The sequence below is a fragment of the Asticcacaulis solisilvae genome (assembly GCF_017875235.1).
Classification (GTDB): domain Bacteria; phylum Pseudomonadota; class Alphaproteobacteria; order Caulobacterales; family Caulobacteraceae; genus Asticcacaulis; species Asticcacaulis solisilvae_A.
On sequence record NZ_JAGGMI010000002.1, the window covers coordinates 597969 to 616322 of the forward strand.

The 18354-nt window shown below is 62.7% G+C and carries 19 protein-coding genes; 11 read left to right on the top strand and 8 right to left on the bottom strand.

Annotated features, from left to right (window positions below; genetic code table 11):
• Positions 1 to 87: 87 nt before the first annotated feature.
• From proC to J2X24_RS05985, 3 genes are read right to left on the bottom strand one after another with little or no spacing between them, the layout of a single operon-like run.
• Positions 88 to 888 carry a pyrroline-5-carboxylate reductase gene (gene proC, locus J2X24_RS05975; protein WP_209718027.1) on the bottom strand — a complete coding sequence of 267 codons (801 nt, stop codon included), beginning with the start codon at positions 886 to 888 and terminating at the stop codon, positions 88 to 90.
• A gap of 2 nt (positions 889 to 890) precedes the next feature.
• On the bottom strand, positions 891 to 1457 hold the full coding sequence (locus J2X24_RS05980; RefSeq protein WP_209718031.1) for a type III secretion system chaperone family protein: 567 nt from the start codon (positions 1455 to 1457) through the stop codon (positions 891 to 893).
• Positions 1458 to 1468: 11 nt separating this feature from the next.
• Positions 1469 to 1726, bottom strand: coding sequence for an accessory factor UbiK family protein (locus J2X24_RS05985; protein ID WP_209718034.1), 258 nt, complete (start codon positions 1724 to 1726; stop codon positions 1469 to 1471).
• Positions 1727 to 1908: 182 nt separating this feature from the next.
• On the opposite strand from J2X24_RS05985, the gene lgt reads away from it, so the two are divergent.
• From lgt to ychF, 9 genes are all read left to right on the top strand, one after another.
• Positions 1909 to 2829 carry a prolipoprotein diacylglyceryl transferase gene (lgt, locus tag J2X24_RS05990; RefSeq protein ID WP_209718346.1) on the top strand — a complete coding sequence of 307 codons (921 nt, stop codon included), beginning with the start codon at positions 1909 to 1911 and terminating at the stop codon, positions 2827 to 2829.
• Between the two features lie 3 nt (positions 2830 to 2832).
• Complete coding sequence (locus J2X24_RS05995) at positions 2833 to 3900, top strand: class I SAM-dependent methyltransferase (RefSeq protein ID WP_209718038.1); 1068 nt, start codon at positions 2833 to 2835, stop codon at positions 3898 to 3900.
• Positions 3901 to 4078: 178 nt separating this feature from the next.
• Positions 4079 to 4855 carry a peptidoglycan editing factor PgeF gene (pgeF, locus tag J2X24_RS06000; RefSeq protein WP_209718041.1) on the top strand — a complete coding sequence of 259 codons (777 nt, stop codon included), beginning with the start codon at positions 4079 to 4081 and terminating at the stop codon, positions 4853 to 4855.
• Between the two features lie 159 nt (positions 4856 to 5014).
• On the top strand, positions 5015 to 5950 hold the full coding sequence (locus J2X24_RS06005; protein WP_209718043.1) for a ribose-phosphate pyrophosphokinase: 936 nt from the start codon (positions 5015 to 5017) through the stop codon (positions 5948 to 5950).
• Between the two features lie 243 nt (positions 5951 to 6193).
• On the top strand, positions 6194 to 7462 hold the full coding sequence (locus J2X24_RS06010; protein ID WP_209718046.1) for a hypothetical protein: 1269 nt from the start codon (positions 6194 to 6196) through the stop codon (positions 7460 to 7462).
• 163 nt (positions 7463 to 7625) lie between these two features.
• On the top strand, positions 7626 to 8228 hold the full coding sequence (locus J2X24_RS06015; protein ID WP_209718049.1) for a 50S ribosomal protein L25/general stress protein Ctc: 603 nt from the start codon (positions 7626 to 7628) through the stop codon (positions 8226 to 8228).
• Positions 8229 to 8361: 133 nt separating this feature from the next.
• Positions 8362 to 9000 (top strand): aminoacyl-tRNA hydrolase, encoded by a 639-nt coding sequence (gene pth, locus J2X24_RS06020; protein WP_209718052.1) that lies wholly within the window; start codon positions 8362 to 8364, stop codon positions 8998 to 9000.
• A gap of 150 nt (positions 9001 to 9150) precedes the next feature.
• Entirely contained in the window at positions 9151 to 10470 is a 1320-nt protein-coding gene (locus J2X24_RS06025) for a glycosyltransferase (RefSeq protein WP_209718055.1), read from the top strand.
• A 70-nt stretch (positions 10471 to 10540) separates the two neighbouring features.
• Positions 10541 to 11653 carry a redox-regulated ATPase YchF gene (ychF, locus tag J2X24_RS06030; RefSeq protein WP_209718058.1) on the top strand — a complete coding sequence of 371 codons (1113 nt, stop codon included), beginning with the start codon at positions 10541 to 10543 and terminating at the stop codon, positions 11651 to 11653.
• 197 nt (positions 11654 to 11850) lie between these two features.
• Here the strand turns inward: ychF and J2X24_RS06035 are convergent, their stop codons facing one another.
• From J2X24_RS06035 to petA, 3 genes are read right to left on the bottom strand one after another with little or no spacing between them, the layout of a single operon-like run.
• On the bottom strand, positions 11851 to 12717 hold the full coding sequence (locus J2X24_RS06035; protein WP_209718060.1) for a cytochrome c1: 867 nt from the start codon (positions 12715 to 12717) through the stop codon (positions 11851 to 11853).
• Between the two features lie 5 nt (positions 12718 to 12722).
• Positions 12723 to 14012, bottom strand: a complete 1290-nt coding sequence (locus tag J2X24_RS06040) for a cytochrome b (RefSeq protein ID WP_209718063.1) — start codon at positions 14010 to 14012, stop codon at positions 12723 to 12725.
• Between the two features lie 11 nt (positions 14013 to 14023).
• Positions 14024 to 14566, bottom strand: a complete 543-nt coding sequence (gene petA, locus J2X24_RS06045) for a ubiquinol-cytochrome c reductase iron-sulfur subunit (RefSeq protein WP_209718066.1) — start codon at positions 14564 to 14566, stop codon at positions 14024 to 14026.
• A 428-nt stretch (positions 14567 to 14994) separates the two neighbouring features.
• Between petA and J2X24_RS06050 the strand changes: the two genes are divergently transcribed.
• Positions 14995 to 15456, top strand: a complete 462-nt coding sequence (locus J2X24_RS06050; RefSeq protein ID WP_209718069.1) for a tRNA (cytidine(34)-2'-O)-methyltransferase — start codon at positions 14995 to 14997, stop codon at positions 15454 to 15456.
• An 18-nt stretch (positions 15457 to 15474) separates the two neighbouring features.
• A complete protein-coding gene (gene hemF / locus J2X24_RS06055) occupies positions 15475 to 16353 on the top strand; it encodes an oxygen-dependent coproporphyrinogen oxidase (protein WP_209718071.1) in 879 nt (292 codons plus the stop codon).
• On the opposite strand, the gene J2X24_RS06060 is transcribed toward hemF, so the two are convergent.
• Positions 16354 to 17079 carry a type 1 glutamine amidotransferase gene (locus tag J2X24_RS06060; RefSeq protein WP_209718073.1) on the bottom strand — a complete coding sequence of 242 codons (726 nt, stop codon included), beginning with the start codon at positions 17077 to 17079 and terminating at the stop codon, positions 16354 to 16356.
• A gap of 30 nt (positions 17080 to 17109) precedes the next feature.
• A complete protein-coding gene (locus tag J2X24_RS06065; RefSeq protein WP_209718075.1) occupies positions 17110 to 18333 on the bottom strand; it encodes a CCA tRNA nucleotidyltransferase in 1224 nt (407 codons plus the stop codon).
• Positions 18334 to 18354: the final 21 nt, after the last annotated feature.

An 18354-nucleotide genomic window follows, 5' to 3' on the forward strand; every position in this document is an offset into this window, starting at 1 on the left:
CGAAGTTCGGCGTAGCCAAAAGTGCGCAGCGGGTTTCGGATAAATACGCGAAAGAAGAAGGGTCCGAAGGACCCTTCACCCAAAAGTTTAGCCGAGTTCTTTGGACCGCTTGTGCGCGGCTTGCACAGCCTCGAGAATAAGCTCATCGAGGCCATTGCCTGGCGCGCACAGCACGTTCAAAGCCGCCTCCGTCGTCCCGCCGGGCGACGCCACCTTCTTGATCAGGTCGTCGGGCTCTTCGCCGGTCGAGTCCAGCAGACGCGCCGCCGAGATCAGCGTCCCCCGCGCCAGGTCGCGCGCATGGCCGTAGGACAGGCCAGTCGCCCGGCCAGCTTTTTCAAGCGACCGCACGAAGGCATAGACATAGGCCGGCCCCGAGCCCGACACCGCCGTGGCCGAATCGATCTGCGCCTCGTCCTTTAGAACCACCGTCGACGCCATCGGCTGGAACAGGCCGCACGCCGCGTCCAGCGCCCTCGGGCTGTCCGCAAAGATACTGGCCACACCCTTGCCGGTCGCCACACCCGTCGTCGGCATGACCCGCGCGATGGCGTGGCCCTCGAACGCCTGTTGCAGCGATGGGATCTGCACGCCCGCCATGACCGACACCAGCACGGCTTCGGCATTCAGATTGCCACGCAGAATCTGAGCCACAGCGTGCCAGCCCTGCGGCTTGACCGCCAGGATGATCGTGCCGGCGGCCTTCCACTGGTCCGGCTGCGGGTTCAGCTTTGCGCCGTCCGCCGCCCATCCTTGAGCTTCCTCACCCGGCTTCAGGTCCAGGATCATCATGTCCGCGGGCTGGACGTGCCCGCCAATACGCATGCCCTTGAGCATGGAAGAACCCAGCGCGCCCGCGCCGATGAGAAGAATAGGTTTTGGCAGCATGCTCAGGCCTCGCCCCGCGTCTCGAACAGGCAGGCGGCAAAGGCATCCCGGGCCGTTTCCACGCCCTTGAACCAGAAGTCGAAGGCCGGATAGAAGCGGTCGACCGCCTCGGCGGCGCTGTTGATCATGTGTGCGCTGGATGTCACCGAAGCGCGTTCGATCGGATTGAGCGCGACCGTGTGGCGGAAGACGATGTCATAGGCGCCCATGCCGGCCTTTTCGGTGCCGGCCGGCGTCTCGGCCTCGGCGTCTCGGAAGACCTCGAAGTGGCCGAACCAGACGTGCTGGTTGACCAGGGCCAGCAGTTCGTAAAGGCCCGGCAGGCGGTCCGGCGTCAGCGCGCGGCCGGCGCCGGTTTCGACGTCCAGCGAGCAGCACAGTTGCAGGCACTCACCTTCCGGCCGCCACGAGAACCACATTTCGTAGGTGCGCCAGTCACCGCTCAGCGCGAAGCCGAGATCGCCTTCCGGCGTACGTTCGAATTCAAGCCCTTCCTCGGCGAGGATGGATTCCACCATATCGAGCGGATCGAAGGCGGCATCGCTGTCATAGGCCTGGGGGGTATTCATGATAGTCCTTATCAGATGGACGGGTCGGCGGCGGTCTTGGCCTTGGCCGTCTTTGCGCCCTTGAGCGCGGCAATTTCTTCACGGAGCGCGGTGATTTCAGCCCTCAGCGCGTCCAGCTCGTCACGGCGCACCAGGTCCATGTCCGCCACGAAACGGTCGGCCTGGGCCCGGAAGGCCGCCTTGGCCTCGTCGCCCGCGGCCTGGGCCAGGCCCATCGCGGAAGTGGTCAGCTTGGCCATTTCGTCAAAGAACGGATGCTGGCTTTGCATGGGGAAGCTCTCCTGCCGAACGCTTTGTCACGCTTTCAATATAATGTCTTATAGGCCATATCGCGCGTGCAACAAAGTTTTTCATGATTCTTGCCGCCGTCAGCGCGAATTTGTCGCGACGGCGACAAATGAAGTTGATAAAAACGCCACACGCAAACTCAGGAGACCGGGGCATCATGACACTGCGCTTGCCGGACATCGATCCGGTCATCTTCCACGTCGGCCCGCTGGCCATCCGCTGGTACGCCCTGGCCTATGTCGCGGGCATTGTGCTCGGCTGGCTCTACGCCGGCAAGCTGTTACGTAAAGCCGAGCTGTGGCCGAACGGCAAACCTCCGGTCACGTCTGACCAGATCGATGACCTGATCCTGTGGCTCACCGGAGGCGTCATCCTGGGCGGCCGCATCGGTTATATCCTGGCCTACGATGCGTCGATCATCTGGAAGGACCCCATACAAGTGCTGCAAATCTGGAACGGCGGCATGGCCTTCCACGGCGGCTTCCTGGGCGTTGTGGTCGCGACCATCCTGTGGGCGCGTTCCAATCGCTTCACCCTGCCCCAGATGCTCAACCTCGGCGACCTGATGGCCATGGCGGCGCCGATCGGCCTTTTTCTCGGCCGCATCGCCAACTTTATTAATGGCGAGCTGTGGGGCCGGCCCACCGACGCGCCGTGGGGCATGGTCTTCTGTAACAAACATGTCCTCCAGCAATATAATGGCGTCTGCCCTGCCGGCGAAGTCGCGCGCCACCCCAGCCAGCTTTACGAAGCCTTGGGCGAAGGCCTGCTGCTGTTCGCGCTTGCCTGGTTGCTGGCCTTCCGCCTGAAGAAACTGCACAAGCCCGGCATGATCATGGGCGTGTTTATCGCCGGTTACGGCATTATCCGCATTCTTTTGGAAAGCGTCCGCAATCCCGACGCCCAGATGCTGCCCTTCTTCAAGGAAGTCGTCACTATGGGCACCCTCCTGTCCCTGCCCATGGTCGCCGCAGGCGCCTGGCTGATCTGGCGCGCCCACAAGACGCCGACACCTGAGCCCGAGCCTGTCAAGGTCACCGACGATGAGACGCCCACTCCGGCCGACAACGGCACGGCGGCCTGAACCTTGAGTCTGAAGCAAAGGCTGATCGAACAGATCACACTGGAAGGTCCGATCAGCGTCGCCGACTATATGGCGCGGTGCCTGTTAGATCCGATTGACGGCTATTACACGCGACGCCCCGGGCTTGGCGCCGACGGCGACTTCATCACCGCGCCCATGGTGTCGCAGATGTTCGGCGAAATGATCGGCGTTTGGGTCGCTGAAACCTGGACGGCGATGGGGTCGCCCCCGTTCCGGCTGGTCGAAATCGGCGGCGGCGACGGCACACTGATGAGCGATATCCTGCGCGTCACGGCGCGTGTGCCAGGCCTCAAGACGTCGGCCCGGATTACAATGGTCGAGCCCTCCCCCGTTTTGCGCGCCCGGCAGGCCACGGCCGTACCCGACGCCGAGTTCCTGCCCGTCGTCGAAGCCTTGCCGGATGACCTGCCGCTGATCATCGTCGCCAATGAAGTCCTCGACTGCCTGCCGGCGCGCCAATACGTACGCGTCAACGACGGCTGGCATGAGCGTATGGTCGGCGTGCGCGCAGGCGTGCTGGTTTTTGGTTTGGCGCCAGAAAAATCCGAACTTCCGGAAATATCGAATTGCAATGACGGCGATCTTTTTGAATATAGCCCCGAGCAGGTCCGCTTTACACGCACCCTGTGCGATAAGCTGAAGGCGAACAGCGGCGCGGCCCTGCTGATCGACTATGGCCGGGCACACACCGAGCCTGGCGACACACTCCAGGCGCTCCACCGCCACCAGAAACACGATCCGCTCGCAGCCCCAGGCGACCACGACTTGACGGTTTGGGCCGACTTCCCTGCGGTCGCGGCCGCTGCGGCTCGCGCCAGCATCACGACATCGAACATCACGCCTCAAGCCGCGTTTCTCCGGTACATGGGCATAGACGCACGGCTGGAAGCGCTCAAGGCGTCCAACCCATCTCAAGCGGACAAGCTCCAGCGGCAATACGACCGCCTTGTCGCTCCCGACCAGATGGGCGAACTGTTCAAAGTCCTGGCCTTCGCTTATCCGGCGTCAATTCCCCTCATCGGACTTGAAGCGGAAGTCCCGGGCTCGTAAAAGGCCCCACCACCGCATCTCGCCCGTGCAGGCACGGGTCTCGTGCGGTCCCCCTCCCCATCGCTGCGCGACAGGGAGGACTAACTGAGCGTTTCCCCTTCTTATTCCTCCCCATGCCAATGGGGAGGGGGACCGCGCCCGGAGGGCGTGGTGGTGGGGGCCTTTGACAGGTGCCGATATGACTCTGCCTCCCCGCATTCTCCACCCCCTGCTTGACCTCCCGGGCATCCAGCACGGCTTCTTCACGCGCCGCGGCGGTGTCTCCGAAGGCATATATGACAGCCTGAACATTGGCCAGGGCTCCAAGGACGATCCCGACGCCGTCACTGAAAACCGCCGGCGCGTGGCTGCCGCCTTCGACCGCCCGTCCGCCCACCTGCTCAGCCTCTACCAGGTCCATTCCAACATCGCCCGCGAGGTCAACGGGCCATGGACCGAGGATCGTCCCGAAGCCGATGGCCTGGTCACCACCACGCCCGGCCTGATCCTGTCGGCCCTGTCCGCCGACTGCTCGCCGATCCTGTTCGCCGATCCGCAAAACCGCGTCATCGGCTCATGCCATGCCGGCTGGAAGGGCGCGCTCAACGGCATGATCGAAGCCACGCTAGACCTGATGCAGGCCAGGGGCGCCAGGCTCAACGAAATCCGCTGCGTCATCGGCCCGTGTATCGCGCAAGCCTCCTATGAGGTCGGTGCCGACTATGCCGAAACCTTCGCGAACGCCGATCCCGACAGCCCGGCCTTCTTCGTCCCGGGCGCGTCGCCTGACAAGCGCATGTTCGACCTGCCGGGCTACTGCCTGATGCGCGTCAAGCGCGCCGGCGTCCTCCTGGCGGCCACGACCGGCCACGACACGCGCGCCGATGCATCGCTCTTCTTCTCCAATCGCCGCGCCTTCCTGAACGGAGAACCGGATTACGGCCGGCTGATTTCCTGCATAATGCTCCGAGCATGAAATTCTCCGTCGTATGACAATTTAACCTTGAACCTGTAAACTCGCCTGCTAAAAGCCGGGCTCTATGCGCTCAGAGGCCGCGCAGGCTCCTCGCATTAGCTCGGGCGGGCGTCGCCCTTGCCAAACCTGTCGGTTTGGAAGCTCTAGGGATTTTGTAAAATGAAGCTGCTTGCCGCCAATTCCAACCGCACCCTCGGTCAGGCCATAGGCGACTATCTCGACATGCCGCTGACCAAGGCGCGCGTCCAACGCTTCCTGGACAACGAAATCTTCGTGACGATCGACGAGAATGTGCGCGGCGAGGACGTCTTCGTCATCCAGTCGACCAGCTACCCGGCCAACGACAACCTGATGGAACTGCTGATCTGCATCGACGCGCTGACCCGCGCCTCGGCCAAGCGGATCACGGCGGTCATCCCCTATTTTGGCTATGCCCGCCAGGACCGCAAGACCGGCGGCCGCACGCCCATCTCGGCCAAGCTGGTCGCCAACCTGATCACCCGCGCCGGCGCCCACCGCGTCCTGACCATGGACCTGCACGCCGGCCAGATCCAGGGCTTCTTCGACATCCCGACCGACAACCTGGTCGCCATTCCCTTCATGGCCAAGGACATCAAAGCGAACTATTCCGACCCGCACGAGCTGATGATCGTGTCGCCGGACGTCGGCGGCGTGGTGCGTGCCCGCGCCCTGGCCGACCGCCTGAATGTTGACCTGGCCATTGTCGACAAGCGCCGTCCGCGCCCGGGTGAATCCGAAGTCATGAACATCATCGGCGACGTCACCGACCGCCGCTGCATCCTGTTCGACGATATCGTCGATTCCGCCGGCACGCTGTGCCACGCCGCCAAGGCGCTGATGGACCGCGGCGCCCGCTCGGTCTCGGCCTATGTCAGCCACGGCGTCCTGTCGGGTCCGGCGCTGGAACGCGTCGCCAACTCCGTCCTGACCGAACTGGTCATCACGGACTCGATCGAGGCCACCGAAGCCATCCGCCAGAACCCGAAGATCCGCCTGGTCGGCGTCGCCCCCCTGATCGGCGAAGCCATCCGCCGCATCGCCAACGAAGAATCCGTATCAAAACTTTTTGATTAACGCGGCGAGATATGGCGCTTGTAAAAATAGCGTCTTTTCCATCTTGTAAACTTATTGCGTGTTCCTTCTGGACGTGCTGATTTAAAGCGCCGGCAAAGGTCAAAAGCCTTAATTTCGGCGCTTTATCGCGTTTCAGTCTGCCACAATTTCACGGCGCGGCATCGCGCCGCCTTGCATGGCGCCGGTGTGCGCCCTGCCTCATCCCGGGTCCCCACCTCGATAAAGTTTCAGGGAGTTGCGTATATGAAGTTCACGGTCGCTAAGGGTCTTGCCATCAGCCTGCTCGCCCTCAGTCTTGCGAGTTGTGCGACGGACGCACCGCCGCCCCCTCCGCCCCCGCCGCCGGCACCCGCAGGTCCTCCGGTCGCCCTGGCCTCCGGCGTGTCCGACGCCGCAGCCGCCTATGTCGATTATATCCAGCAAGCCCGCGCCGTCAGCGCTAATTTCCCTGACGGTAACGATGTGCAGGCCAAGCTGAGAATTGCTTCGGCCTATGAGCCTGAACAGCTGGCACGCGGCGCCGTGGCTTACGGCGCCATCGCCGCCATGCAGGAGCCGAGCTTCCGCGCGGCGCTCCGCGCCTATGCGGCCGATCCGACGGCGCGCGCCGAAATGACCTCCAAGCTGCTGAGCGACACCCACTACGCCGCCGGTCTGCCGGCAGCGGATGTGGCCGCGCGCCGCGTCATCCTGGCCCTGTCCAGCGACGGCCAGTCGGTCTACAAGGCCGGTTCGGGTGTCAAGCAGGCCGCCTACGACATCCAGCGCCAGAAGTGGTCCAAGGAATTCGTCACCGGCCGCGATGAACGCCTGGCGCTGGCCAAGCAGAATTCGGTCACACTCAAAAGCATCCGTACCGACGAAAGCTCGCGCCTGCTGGCCGCGGCCCTCAGCGGTTCGGGCCTGACGACGCGCGCGACGACGGGCGCCGCGACGGGTGACGCCACATTGAACGCCTCACCCGCTCCCGCCGACAGCGCCGGCAACCCGGCGGCAACGCAGGTCAACCAGTCGATGATGCCCGCCACGCCTTCAATGGAACCGGCGGTCGATTTCGGCCGCCCCGACCTGTTCAACACGCCTTATACCAACGCAGTCAACCGTTCGCTGACCATCGCCGCCCTGGCCATCCTGGGTGAAGGCGGCGAAGCGCGCTCCGACGCCGTAGTAGCCATGCTTGATGATGACATCGGCGAAAAGTGCTTGGATATGTCCAAGCTCAACCTCTATCAGTGCCTGGCTGTGTCCAAGCCGTACTATGAAGACATCTTCTGCCTGGGCCAGCACATCCTGATGGATACCGGCCAGTGCCTTGGCAAGATGTCCAGCAACGCGCTGAGCTTCGCACCGGTCAAGCGCATCGGCTTCAATGACGACGGCACGGTGTCGGCATCGCACGCCAACGCCGTCTCCTATGCCGACATGAACAAGAAGCCGGCCAAGAAGAGCACCAAGAAGTCTTCATCCAAGAAGTCGACGGGCAAGACCTCGGCGAAGAAGAAGTCCACCTGATTGGATGATGTGACTTAAGACGATGGGCCGGAGGTAATCTCTGGCCCATTTTTCGTTGCACCGCTTGCACATACTGCCTTTGTCGTGTATCGAGGCCGCCTCCAGAAATTCGGACCGCCGGGCCAATTGTGGTACCGGCGTATTTCTATTGAGGTTTTAAGTTATGGTCGATATCGTTTTGGACGTCGAGGTGCGCGAGCGCACCGGTACCGGCGGCGCTCGTGAAGCTCGCAACGCCGGCAAGATCCCGGGCATTCTCTATGGTGGCAATCTCGGTCCCGTGCCGATCGCGACCAGCCTGAACGAATTCCGCAAGTCGCTGTACACCGGTAAGCTGGCCGGCCACCTGGTGACTCTGAAGTACGGCACCGAGACCCAGAAGGTCATCGTGAAATCGATCGACTTCCATCCGGTCACCGACGTCCCGACGCACTTCGACCTGCTGCGCGTCGATGAACACGCCAAGATCAAGATCGCCGTGCCGGTGCACTTCAAGAACCACGAAGCCTCTCCGGGCCTGAAGAAGGGCGGCGCGCTGAACGTCGCCATCCACGACCTGGAAATCCAGGTTCCGGCCGACCACATCCCGGAAGACATCATCGTCGACCTGACCGGCTACGAAATCGGCCAGTCGGTCCACGTCTCCGACTTGAAGCTGCCGTCCGACGTGACGCCGGTCCTGAAGGGCGAAACGGTTGTGGCTTCGGTCACCGCTTCGAGCGCCAGCAAGAGCGACGACGCTGCTGAAGCGACTGCGGAAGCCTAATGGGTTTGGGGTCCTTGGACCCCAAGGCCTTCCCTTTTCAATAAAAAAGCCTCGCCTTATGGGCGGGGCTTTTTTATTGAAGAAAAAGATATGGGGTCCAAGGACCCCAAACCCATATGTTTTCGGAGCCATCATGCATCTCATCGTCGGCCTCGGCAATCCCGGTCCGCAATATGCGAAGAACCGGCACAATATCGGCTTCATGATGATTGACGAACTGATCCGCGGGCCGTCCTTCGGTCCGGAAAAGAAGCAGTTCGACGGCATCACCTCCGAAGGCATTATCGAGACCGCCAAGGGGCCGCTCAAGGTTCTGGCGCTCAAGCCGCAGACCTTCATGAACGTCTCGGGCCTCAGCGTCGCCAAGGCGCTGCAGTTCTATAAGCTGAAGCCCGAACAGATCACCGTCTTTCACGACGAACTCGATCTCGCCCCCGGCCGTTTCCGTCTGAAGATGGGCGGCGGCCATGCTGGCCACAATGGCCTGCGTTCGATCATGCAGCACCTGGGCCCGAACTTCCTGCGCGGCCGCATGGGCATCGGCCATCCCGGCGCCAAGGAGATGGTGCACGGCTGGGTACTGTCGGACTTCGCCAGGGCCGACCAGGCCTGGCTGACCGCGCTCAACGACGCCTGCGTGCGCGCCCTGCCCATGCTGTACTCCGGTGCGCCAGACGCCGCCGACCGCTACCAGGCCGAAGTCATGCGGCTGGCGCCGGCGCCGAAGCTCGACACCCGGCAACTGGCGGCCAGGGGATCTGACGCGGTCTGACGTCGCCTTGCGCGGTTTGCTCCCATCGCGCAAATACCTTTACGGTAAACCAATGAAGGCGCATGTCCTGCCTGATTGGAATTCCTCGCCGCCTCCCGCAAATTCCCGGCGATCGCTGGGGTCCTGGGGTGGTAATCAAGGTGATATCCGGTGGCCAGGGACGCAACTTTCAACCACAAAGCCGACACGAAGACAGCGGAAACGCCCATTCGTCGCTTCGTGCTGGCGACACACGGCTCGCTGGGCGACCTGCATCCCTTCATCGCGCTGGGACAGGCGCTTGTGGCGCGCGGCTGCGGCGTCGTCCTGGCCTCGCATCCGGACTATCGCGCCAAGGTCGAGGCGGCCGGGCTGCACTTCGTCGACTACGGCGCGTGCCGCGAGGACTATGTCCAGGACCTGCGTCTCAAGCCCGAGGAAATCATTCGCCGCCTGTCCGGCGACCACAGCTTCATGATCAAGCGGCTGATCGCGCCCTACCTGGAAAAATCCATTCAGGACATCCAGGCCGTGGTCGCCCACGCGGATGAGGTGATCGGCTCGTCCTTCGCCTATGGCGCCGATATTGCCGCGCGCCTGGCCGGCAAGCCGTTCACCAGCGTGGCGCTGCAGCCGACCGTGATGATGTCGGCCTGGGACCCGCCGCAGGTCAAGAAGGCGCCCTTCATCCTCCATCCGAAGACGGCGGCCGCCCGGATGTGGAACCGCGCCATGATGTCGATCGGTGAGGTGTTCATGGCCGCCAGCCAGAACCGCGTCCGCGAGGTCTATCACCGGCATGGCCTGGAGCCGCATATCGGACTGGGCGGCATCGTCTCGGAATACCGGACCTTGGCGCTCTATTCGCCGCAATTCGCGGGGCCGCAGCCCGACTTTCCGCCCAATACCCATATCGTTGGCTTTCCATTCTTTGACAGCGAAAGCGGCCAGGAAACCGCGCTTGCCCCCGCCATGGAGCATTTTCTGAATGCCGGCCCGGCACCGGTCGTCTTCAGCCTGGGCACCGCGGTCGTCTACGGCGGGGAACGCTTCTTTCGCCGCGCCATAGCCGCGGCAAAACGCATGAAGGTGCGCTGTGTGGTACTGGCCGGCCCGGAAAGCCCCTTGCTGGACGAAGACTTCGGTGACCAGGTCTTTGTCGCCGCCTATGCGCCCCACTCGCGCCTCTTCCCGCGCGCCAGCATTGTCGTCCATCACGGCGGTGTGGGCTCGACCGCCCAGGCCCTGGCCAGCGGCCGGCCGCAACTGGTTACGCCGGTGTTCGGGGATCAGTTCGACAATGCCCGCCGCCTGGCCGAAATGGGTCTGGCGACGGTCCTGCCCTATACCAACTGGCACGTCTCAAGCGCGGTCTCGCACCTGAAATCCCTTCTGCGTGATTCCCGATTTGCCGGCCGCGCCGCGCGCTGCCAACCGGTCATCGCCAATGAAGACGGCGCGCAAACGGCCGCGAAACTGCTTACCCGATAAAATCATTTCTTTTGTGCAGGGTGGATGTTAGGGAAGCGCCCAACTGTTTTCCTCTCAGGACCGCTCTTTCATGGCCCTTAAAGTCGCTATCGTCGGCCTGCCCAATGTCGGCAAGTCCACCCTGTTCAACGCCCTGACCCAGACCGCCGCCGCCCAGGCCGCCAACTACCCGTTCTGTACTATCGAGCCCAATACCGGCGACGTGGCCGTGCCGGAGCCGCGTCTCGACGTCCTGGCCAAGATCGTCGGCTCAAAGGAAATCATCCCGGCGCGGATCAACTTCGTCGACATCGCCGGCCTGGTGCGCGGCGCCTCCAAGGGCGAAGGCCTGGGCAACCAGTTCCTGGCCAATATCCGCGACTGTGACGCCATCACCTATGTTGCGCGCTGCTTCGTCGATACCGACATCACCCACGTCGAAGGCCGCATCGATCCGATTTCGGATCTCGAAATCATCGAGACCGAGTTGATGCTGGCCGACCTCGAGTCGCTGGAAAAGCGCCTGCCGCAACTGGAAAAGCGCGCCAAGTCGGGCGGCGACAAGGAAGCCGCCATCACGGTCGGCCTGATAAATGCCGCCCTGGAAGAATTGCGTAACGGCAAGCCGGCGCGTATCGCCTATGAAAAGGGCAAGATATCCAAGGAAGACACCAAGGCATGGGAGATGCTGCAACTGCTGACCTCTAAGCCCGCACTGTATGTTTGTAACGTCGAGGAAGGCGCCGCCGACAAGGGCAACGAGCTGTCGGACAAGGTCGCGGCGCGCGCCAAGGCCGACCACGCCAACAGCGTCGTCATCTCGGCGCAGATCGAATCGGAAATCGCCTTGCTCGATCCGGAAGAGCGCAAGGAATTCCTGGAGACACTCGGCCTCGAAGAGCCTGGCCTCAACCGCCTGATCCGCGAAGCCTACAAACTGCTGGGCTTGGCCTCCTACTTCACCGTCGGCCCCAAGGAAGCGCGCGCCTGGACGATCCATGTCGGCGATACGGCGCCCCAGGCTGCGGGCGTCATCCACACGGACTTCGAGAAGGGCTTCATCCGCGCCGAGACCATGGCCTATGACGACTTCGTCAAGTTCAACGGCGAAGCCGGCTGTAAGGAAAACGGCAAGTTCCGCCAGGAAGGCAAGGAGTACGTCGTCAAGGACGGCGACATCATGAACTTCCGTTTCAACGTCTGAGCCACACGCTCATCAAGCACAAAGAAGCCCGCCGGAACGATCCGGCGGGCTTCTTTCTTATTTCAGCGCGGTGTGGGCGCGGCCTGGTGAGTCGAAAATGGCTAGCTGTCGAGAACCGGAGCGGAGCGTACTTGAGTACGTGAGCACCGGCTCGCAGACAGATGGCCATTTGCAGACCACTGGGGCGTGGCCACCAATTAGTGGTGGCCTTTCCAGGTCTGGCGATAGGCGAGGTAGACAACGCCGCCTAGCAGGATCAGGAATAGGATCACTGCGAAGCCGGTCTGCTTGCGCGCGACCATGTGCGGATCGCCGGCCCATTCCAGGAAGGTCGTGACGTCCTTAGCCTGCTGCTTCAGCGTCGACGGCGTACCGTCGTCGAAGGTAACGCGACCGTCCGTAAGAGGGGGCGGCATGGCCAGAACGCCACCGGCCGGGACGTGGTGCGGATCGCCCTTCCATTGGGTCGCCAGGCTACCCGCGACATAGGCGTTGTAGTGCTGCGTGTCCGGGATTTCGAGGCCGACAGGCTTGGGTTCATAGCCGATCAGGATCGAATAGATATAGGGCGCGTGACCGTTGCGGGCCTTGTTGATGACCGACAGGTCGGGCGGAATGGCGCCGCCGTTGGACGCCTTGGCCGCTTCGTCGTTCTTGAACGGCGACGGAAAACGGTCCGAAGGCGTGGACTTGCGCATCACTTCGTCGCCGGAGTCCGGATCGATTTCCGCGGTTTCAAATTCCGAGGCGATCTGCTTCACGACCGGGTTGTCGTTCGGGTTCTTGTACTTCGGATCGTAGAAGGGACCGCCCTTCTGGCCGAGGTTGCGGAACGACACCAGCTTCATGCTGTGACAGGCCGAACAGACCTCACGATAGACCTTGTAGCCGCGCTGCAGCGCCCCTTGGTCGAAGGTGCCGAACGGACCTTCGAAGGAGAAGCCTGGATCGACGGGCTTGCGGCCATGACCGCCGGCGGCCAGGGCCGGCGCGCTGGTCACGAGCGCGACCGCGACGATCGCTCCGGACAGAAGTTTCAGGCTGTTTGTCAAAAACGAAGACATATGACTTAGCCCTTTTTCTTGCTGTGGGCGGCCAGGACGGCTTCGGAGATCGAAGCCGGCAACGGCAGAGGCTCTTCCTTCAGGCCGATCCACGGCATGATGATCAGGAAGAAAGCGAAGTAGTAGGCGGTCAGGAACTGCGACAGGGTCGTCACGGTCAGGCCAATCGGCGTACCCGCCTTGTCAGCACCGAAGGAGATGACAAGGTCGGTCGGCAACTGGCCGCCGCACCAGCCCAGCGCCACGCAGGTGATGGCGAACAGGACGTAGAACCAGCGCATGACCGGGCGATAACGCATGGAGCGGACCTTGGACGTATCCAGCCACGGCAAGGCGAAGATGACGGCAATGGCCGCGAACATCGCGATGACGCCCAGGAGCTTGTCCGGAATAGCGCGCAGGATGGCGTAGAAGGGCAGCATATACCATTCGGGCACGATGTGCGCCGGTGTCTGCAGCGGGTTAGCCGGCACGTAGTTGTCGGCGTGGCCCAGGACTTCAGGCGCGAAGAAGACGAAGACCGCGAACATGATCAGGAACAGGATGATGCCCATGGCGTCCTTGATCGTGGCGAACGGCGTGAACGGAACCGTGTCTTCCTTAGACTTGATCTCGACGCCGGTCGGGTTGTTCTGGCCGGTGACGTGCAGCGCCCAGATGTGCAGGACGGTGACGCCGGCGATGACGAACGGCAGCAGGTAGTGCAGCGAGAAGAAGCGGTTCAGCGTCGGCTGGTCGACCGAGAAGCCGCCCTGCAGCCAGATCAGGATCGACGGGCCGACAACCGGGATAGCGCCGATCAGGTTAGTGATAACGACGGCGCCGTAGTAGGACATCTGGCCCCACGGCAGGACGTAGCCCATGAAGGCGGTCGCGATCATCAGGAAGTAGATGACGCAGCCCAGCAGCCACAGCACTTCGCGCGGCGCCTTGTACGACCCGTAGTAGAGGCCGCGGAACATGTGGATATAGACCGCGAAGAAGAACATCGACGCGCCGTTCGAGTGAATATAGCGGATCAGCCAGCCATGGTTCACGTCGCGCATGATACGCTCGATCGAGTTAAAGGCGTGGTCGGTGCTGGCGATGTAGTGCATGGCCAGGACGACGCCGGTAATGATCTGGATCCCCAAGCACAGCGACAGGATGGCGCCGAAGGTCCACCAGTAGTTCAGGTTTTTCGGCGTCGGATAGTCGATGAAGCTGTCATAGGCCAGGCGGACGATGGGCAGGCGCGAGTCCAGCCACTTTTCGATGCCCGTCTTGGGCTGGTAGGTCGATTGATGGTCACTCATGTGGCTCTCCCTTAACCGACCTTGATCTTGGTATCGCTGAGGAACTCGTACTGAGGCACCTCAAGGTTCAGGGGCGCGGGGCCGCTGCGGATACGGCCCGACGTGTCGTAGTCCGAACCGTGGCAGGGACAGAACCAGCCGTTGAACTCACCGCCGCCGAAGTTCGGCACGCAGCCCAGGTGGGTGCAGACACCGATGACGACGAGATACTGTTCCTTGCCTTCCTTGACGCGCTCGGCGTCGGTCTGCGGATCGCGCATCCCCTTGACGTCGGCGGTTTGTGCGGCCTTGATTTCGGCCGGCGTGCGGTGGCGGACGAACAGAGGCTTGCCGCGCCATTTGACAACGGCCTGCATGCCTTCGGTAACCTTGGACAGGTCGTATTCGATGGAGGCCAGCGCCAGGGTATCGGCGGCGGGATTCATCTGACCGATCAGCGGGATGAGCGCCATGCCGGCGGCCCCCGCGGCGCCGGCGCCGGCCGCGATATATATAAAGTCACGACGGCTGGGGTCTGCCCCGGTCGTGACGGAATTGTGCGATGCCTCGCTCACCTTGCCACCTCATTCAATACCAAAACGCCCCATGAAGACGGCCTCCCATAAGGAAGGTCTTCAGAAGCGCCGATTCCGCGAGTCGCTGCCGCTCCGGATGCCGAAGCTACATAGACGAATTTTAAAAAAGCTCAAACGCTCCCTTAACCTCCCCGACAGCAGCCGAACGGCGCGCCAAAAGCTTGTCCGGCCTGGGCACGCGCCTGGGTAAACGCACGCCTCACGATTGTCGGAAAGCTCCGGAGAACGGAAAAGGACACCGCCCTGGGGCGGCAAATCCGTCTATAACCACAATTGCGTCATAGATACAAACCGCCTTTTGCCATTTTTCGCATCGAATTGCGGCCATCTCCGTCTCATGTGCTAAAGGCCACGTGCGGCGCGTCGGCGCGCCGTCCGGCAAAATCCTCATCCAAAGTGTGGTTTTCATGCGTCTTGCGCTCTTTCAGCCCGATATTCCCCAGAATCTGGGCGCCGCCATCCGCCTGTGCGCGGCCCTGGAGGTCGAACTGGACGTGATCGAGCCCTGCGGCTTTCCTTTGAGCGACAAGGCGATCAAGCGCGCCGCCATGGATTACGGATCGTGCGCTAAAGTGTCGCACCATTCCGGCTGGGAGGCATTTCGCGCTGGCCTCCCCCCATCCGCCCGGCTGATTCTGTTCACGACGCGGGCGGCCGCCCCCTATACCGCGTTCGCCTTCGCGGAGGATGACGTCCTGCTGATGGGACGCGAAAGCGCCGGCGTGCCGGACGAAGTCCACGCCGTGGCCGACCATCGCCTCTTCATCCCCATCAGCGCGAGTGCGCGCTCCATCAATGTCATCACGGCAGCGGCCATGGCCATGGGCGAAGCCCTGCGGCAAACAGCGCGCTTCCCGGTCCGCCCCTGACGCAGTATAGCCAGCACCATGACCGACACCGCCCCTTCCGATCTCGATACCCGGCGCCAGCAGGCCGCGGCCTGGTTCCGGACCTTACGCGATTCCCTGTGCGCCGCGTTTGAACGCCTCGAAGACGAAGCCCCCGCTGAGCTCTACGGTGAAAGCGCAGGTCGTTTCGTGCGCACGCCCTGGAATCGCCCGGAAGGCGGCGGCGGCGAAATGTCGATCATGAAGGGCCGGCTGTTCGAGAAGGTCGGGGTTCACATCTCAACCGTCCACGGCACGTTTTCGCCCGACTTCGCCAAGACCGTTCCCGGCGCCGCCGAAGACCCGCGCTTCCACGCCACCGGCATCTCGCTGATCGCGCATATGACCAATCCGCACGTGCCGGCCGTGCATATGAATACGCGCTTTATCTCGACGACCCAGAGCTGGTTCGGCGGCGGCGGCGACCTGACGCCCCTGATGGTGGCGGATCGTCACCAGGACGCGCCGGATGCCGTAAAGTTCCACGCCGCGTTCAAGGACGCTTGCGACCGCTTCGATCCGGCCTATTACGACAGGTTCAAGGCGTGGTGTGATGAGTACTTCTACCTGCCCCACCGCAAGGAGCCGCGCGGCGTCGGCGGCATCTTCTACGACCATCTGAACAGCGGCGACCACGACACCGACTTTGCCTTCACGCAGGCCGTAGGCCAGGCCTTCCTGAACATCTATCCGGACATCGTGCGCGGGCGTATCAACCAACCATGGACAGAGGATGACCGCGAAGCACAATTGGTCCAGCGTGGGCGTTATGTCGAGTTCAATCTGCTCTATGACCGCGGCACGATTTTCGGTCTGAAGACCGGCGGCTATGTGCCGTCGATCATGTCGTCCATGCCGCCAGTGGTGAAGTGGCCGTAATTACGATTCGAGAAACCTGGAGATAGCTCCCAGGACATCGGAACGGTGGCTCCGCCCCTTCAACGTTTCCACGGCGTGGTCCACCAGAGCGGCATCGATACGGATACCACGGCGGCTGAGCAGCAGGTCGCTGGCAAAGCCTTCGCAGAATTCCGGATGGCACTGGAAAGACAATGCCTTGCGGTCGGTGTAAAATAGCGCGCCGTTGGGCGTGAACTCTGAGCCGGCAAGGACAATCGCGCAGTCAGGCGTTTTCACGACCTGGTCCTGATGTGTGACGGCGATGCGGATGGCGGTGTGTTCCGCGTCCGTACCCAGCAACTGCTTCCAGACATCATGCGCGTGGATCTCATATTCGTGCAGGCCGACGCCCCACCCCTTGGCGGACTTCTCGACGTGACCGCCCCAGGCCTGGGCCATGATCTGGTGACCGAAGCAGATGCCGACCACCGGCACTTGGCGATCAAGCGTCCTAAGCCAGTCGATCAGGCTGACGATCCAGGGATCGCCTTCGTAGACGCCGGCCGGGGAGCCGGTGATCACAACGCCCTTAAGGTCGGCGTCAGGTTCAGGCAGTTCGCCATCCAGCGCCCGGAACGCGCGAAAGGTACGCCCCTCTCGGGCCAGCGTGCCGGAGAACATATCGACATAGGTGCCGTAGGTCTTGTCGAGATCGGCAGGCGGAACGCCGGTCTCCAAAATCGCGATATAGCTGGAATTACGCATGGTACATCTGGCTGGCTGGAATACCGGGAATTACATCGGCCTTTTGCCAATAGCGTCAAGAGCATCCTCAATCACGCTTTGTGAAAAATCATGATTGAGCCATTCGGTTTCGATTTGCTTAAGACGTTGGCCCAGTTCCGGCCCCGGCTTGAGCCCGCGCGCGATCAGGTCGGCGCCTTTCAGAGGAAAGTCCGGCACATGCAAATGCCCGAGGTGGCCCAGCATGGCGTCGGGTGAGCGCCCCAGGTGCGCGGCGATCAGGCAGACGGCGTCTTCGACGGCCTCGCGGCCCAGGCTATAGATCAGCCGCTTGAGCAGGCCTTCATCGGCATCCGCCAGTCGGGCTGTCGCCACACCGGCCGCATAAAGCCGGTCGAAGGTTGCATTGGAGAATTTCAGCCGCTCGCGCAACGGTGTCAAATGGGCGAGATCAAGCCCGATCCCGCCATCGAGCAGCGCCATGAAACGACGGACGACGTCCGGCGTGCTCGCGATCATGGCCGACAGTTCCGGCAGCTTTCCGGCGGTGTGCTGCCAACCCGGCAGAACGTGCAGCAGGATGCCTTCACGCGACATGGCCTCGAACGCCGGCAGTGGATTGCCGACAGCCAGCGTCTTGCACACTTCCTGCCAGATGCGCTCACCCGAAAGTCCGTCGATCCCGGCTTTCAGCGCGGCGCAGGCCTTCAGTGACGCTTCATCGATGTCCATCGCATAGCCCGCCGTGAAGCGGAAGAAGCGCAGGATTCGCAGATAGTCCTCGCGGATACGCTGTTCAGGCGCACCGATAAACCGCACCCTACCCGCCCGCGCGTCATCGAGGCCGAACCCGGTCGGGTCAGAGATGGTCCCTTCGATATCGGCGTAGAGGGCGTTGAGATAGAAGTCGCGGCGCTCGGCGTCCTTCGCCCAGTCGGTCGTGTAGCTGACCACCGCCCGGCGGCCATCGGTCTCGACGTCTTCGCGAAGTGAAGTGATTTCGTAGGGCTCGCCATCGACCACGGCCGTGATGGTGCCAAAGGCCTTGCCGGTCGGCACATTGCGAATGCCGGCGGCTTCCAGCGCCGCTTCGGTCTCATCGGGCAGCAGTTGCGTCGACAGGTCGAGGTCGCTGATCGGCCGGCCCATCAAGGCGTTGCGCACGCAGCCGCCGACAAAGCGGACGCAGCCCTTCCCGCCCCTGGCTTCCAGGGCTGCGAAAACGGCGCGGGTCGCGGGAGCCTGCATGGCGCCCGAAAGTTCGATACGAGTCATTTCGCCTAATTAGGCGCTCAG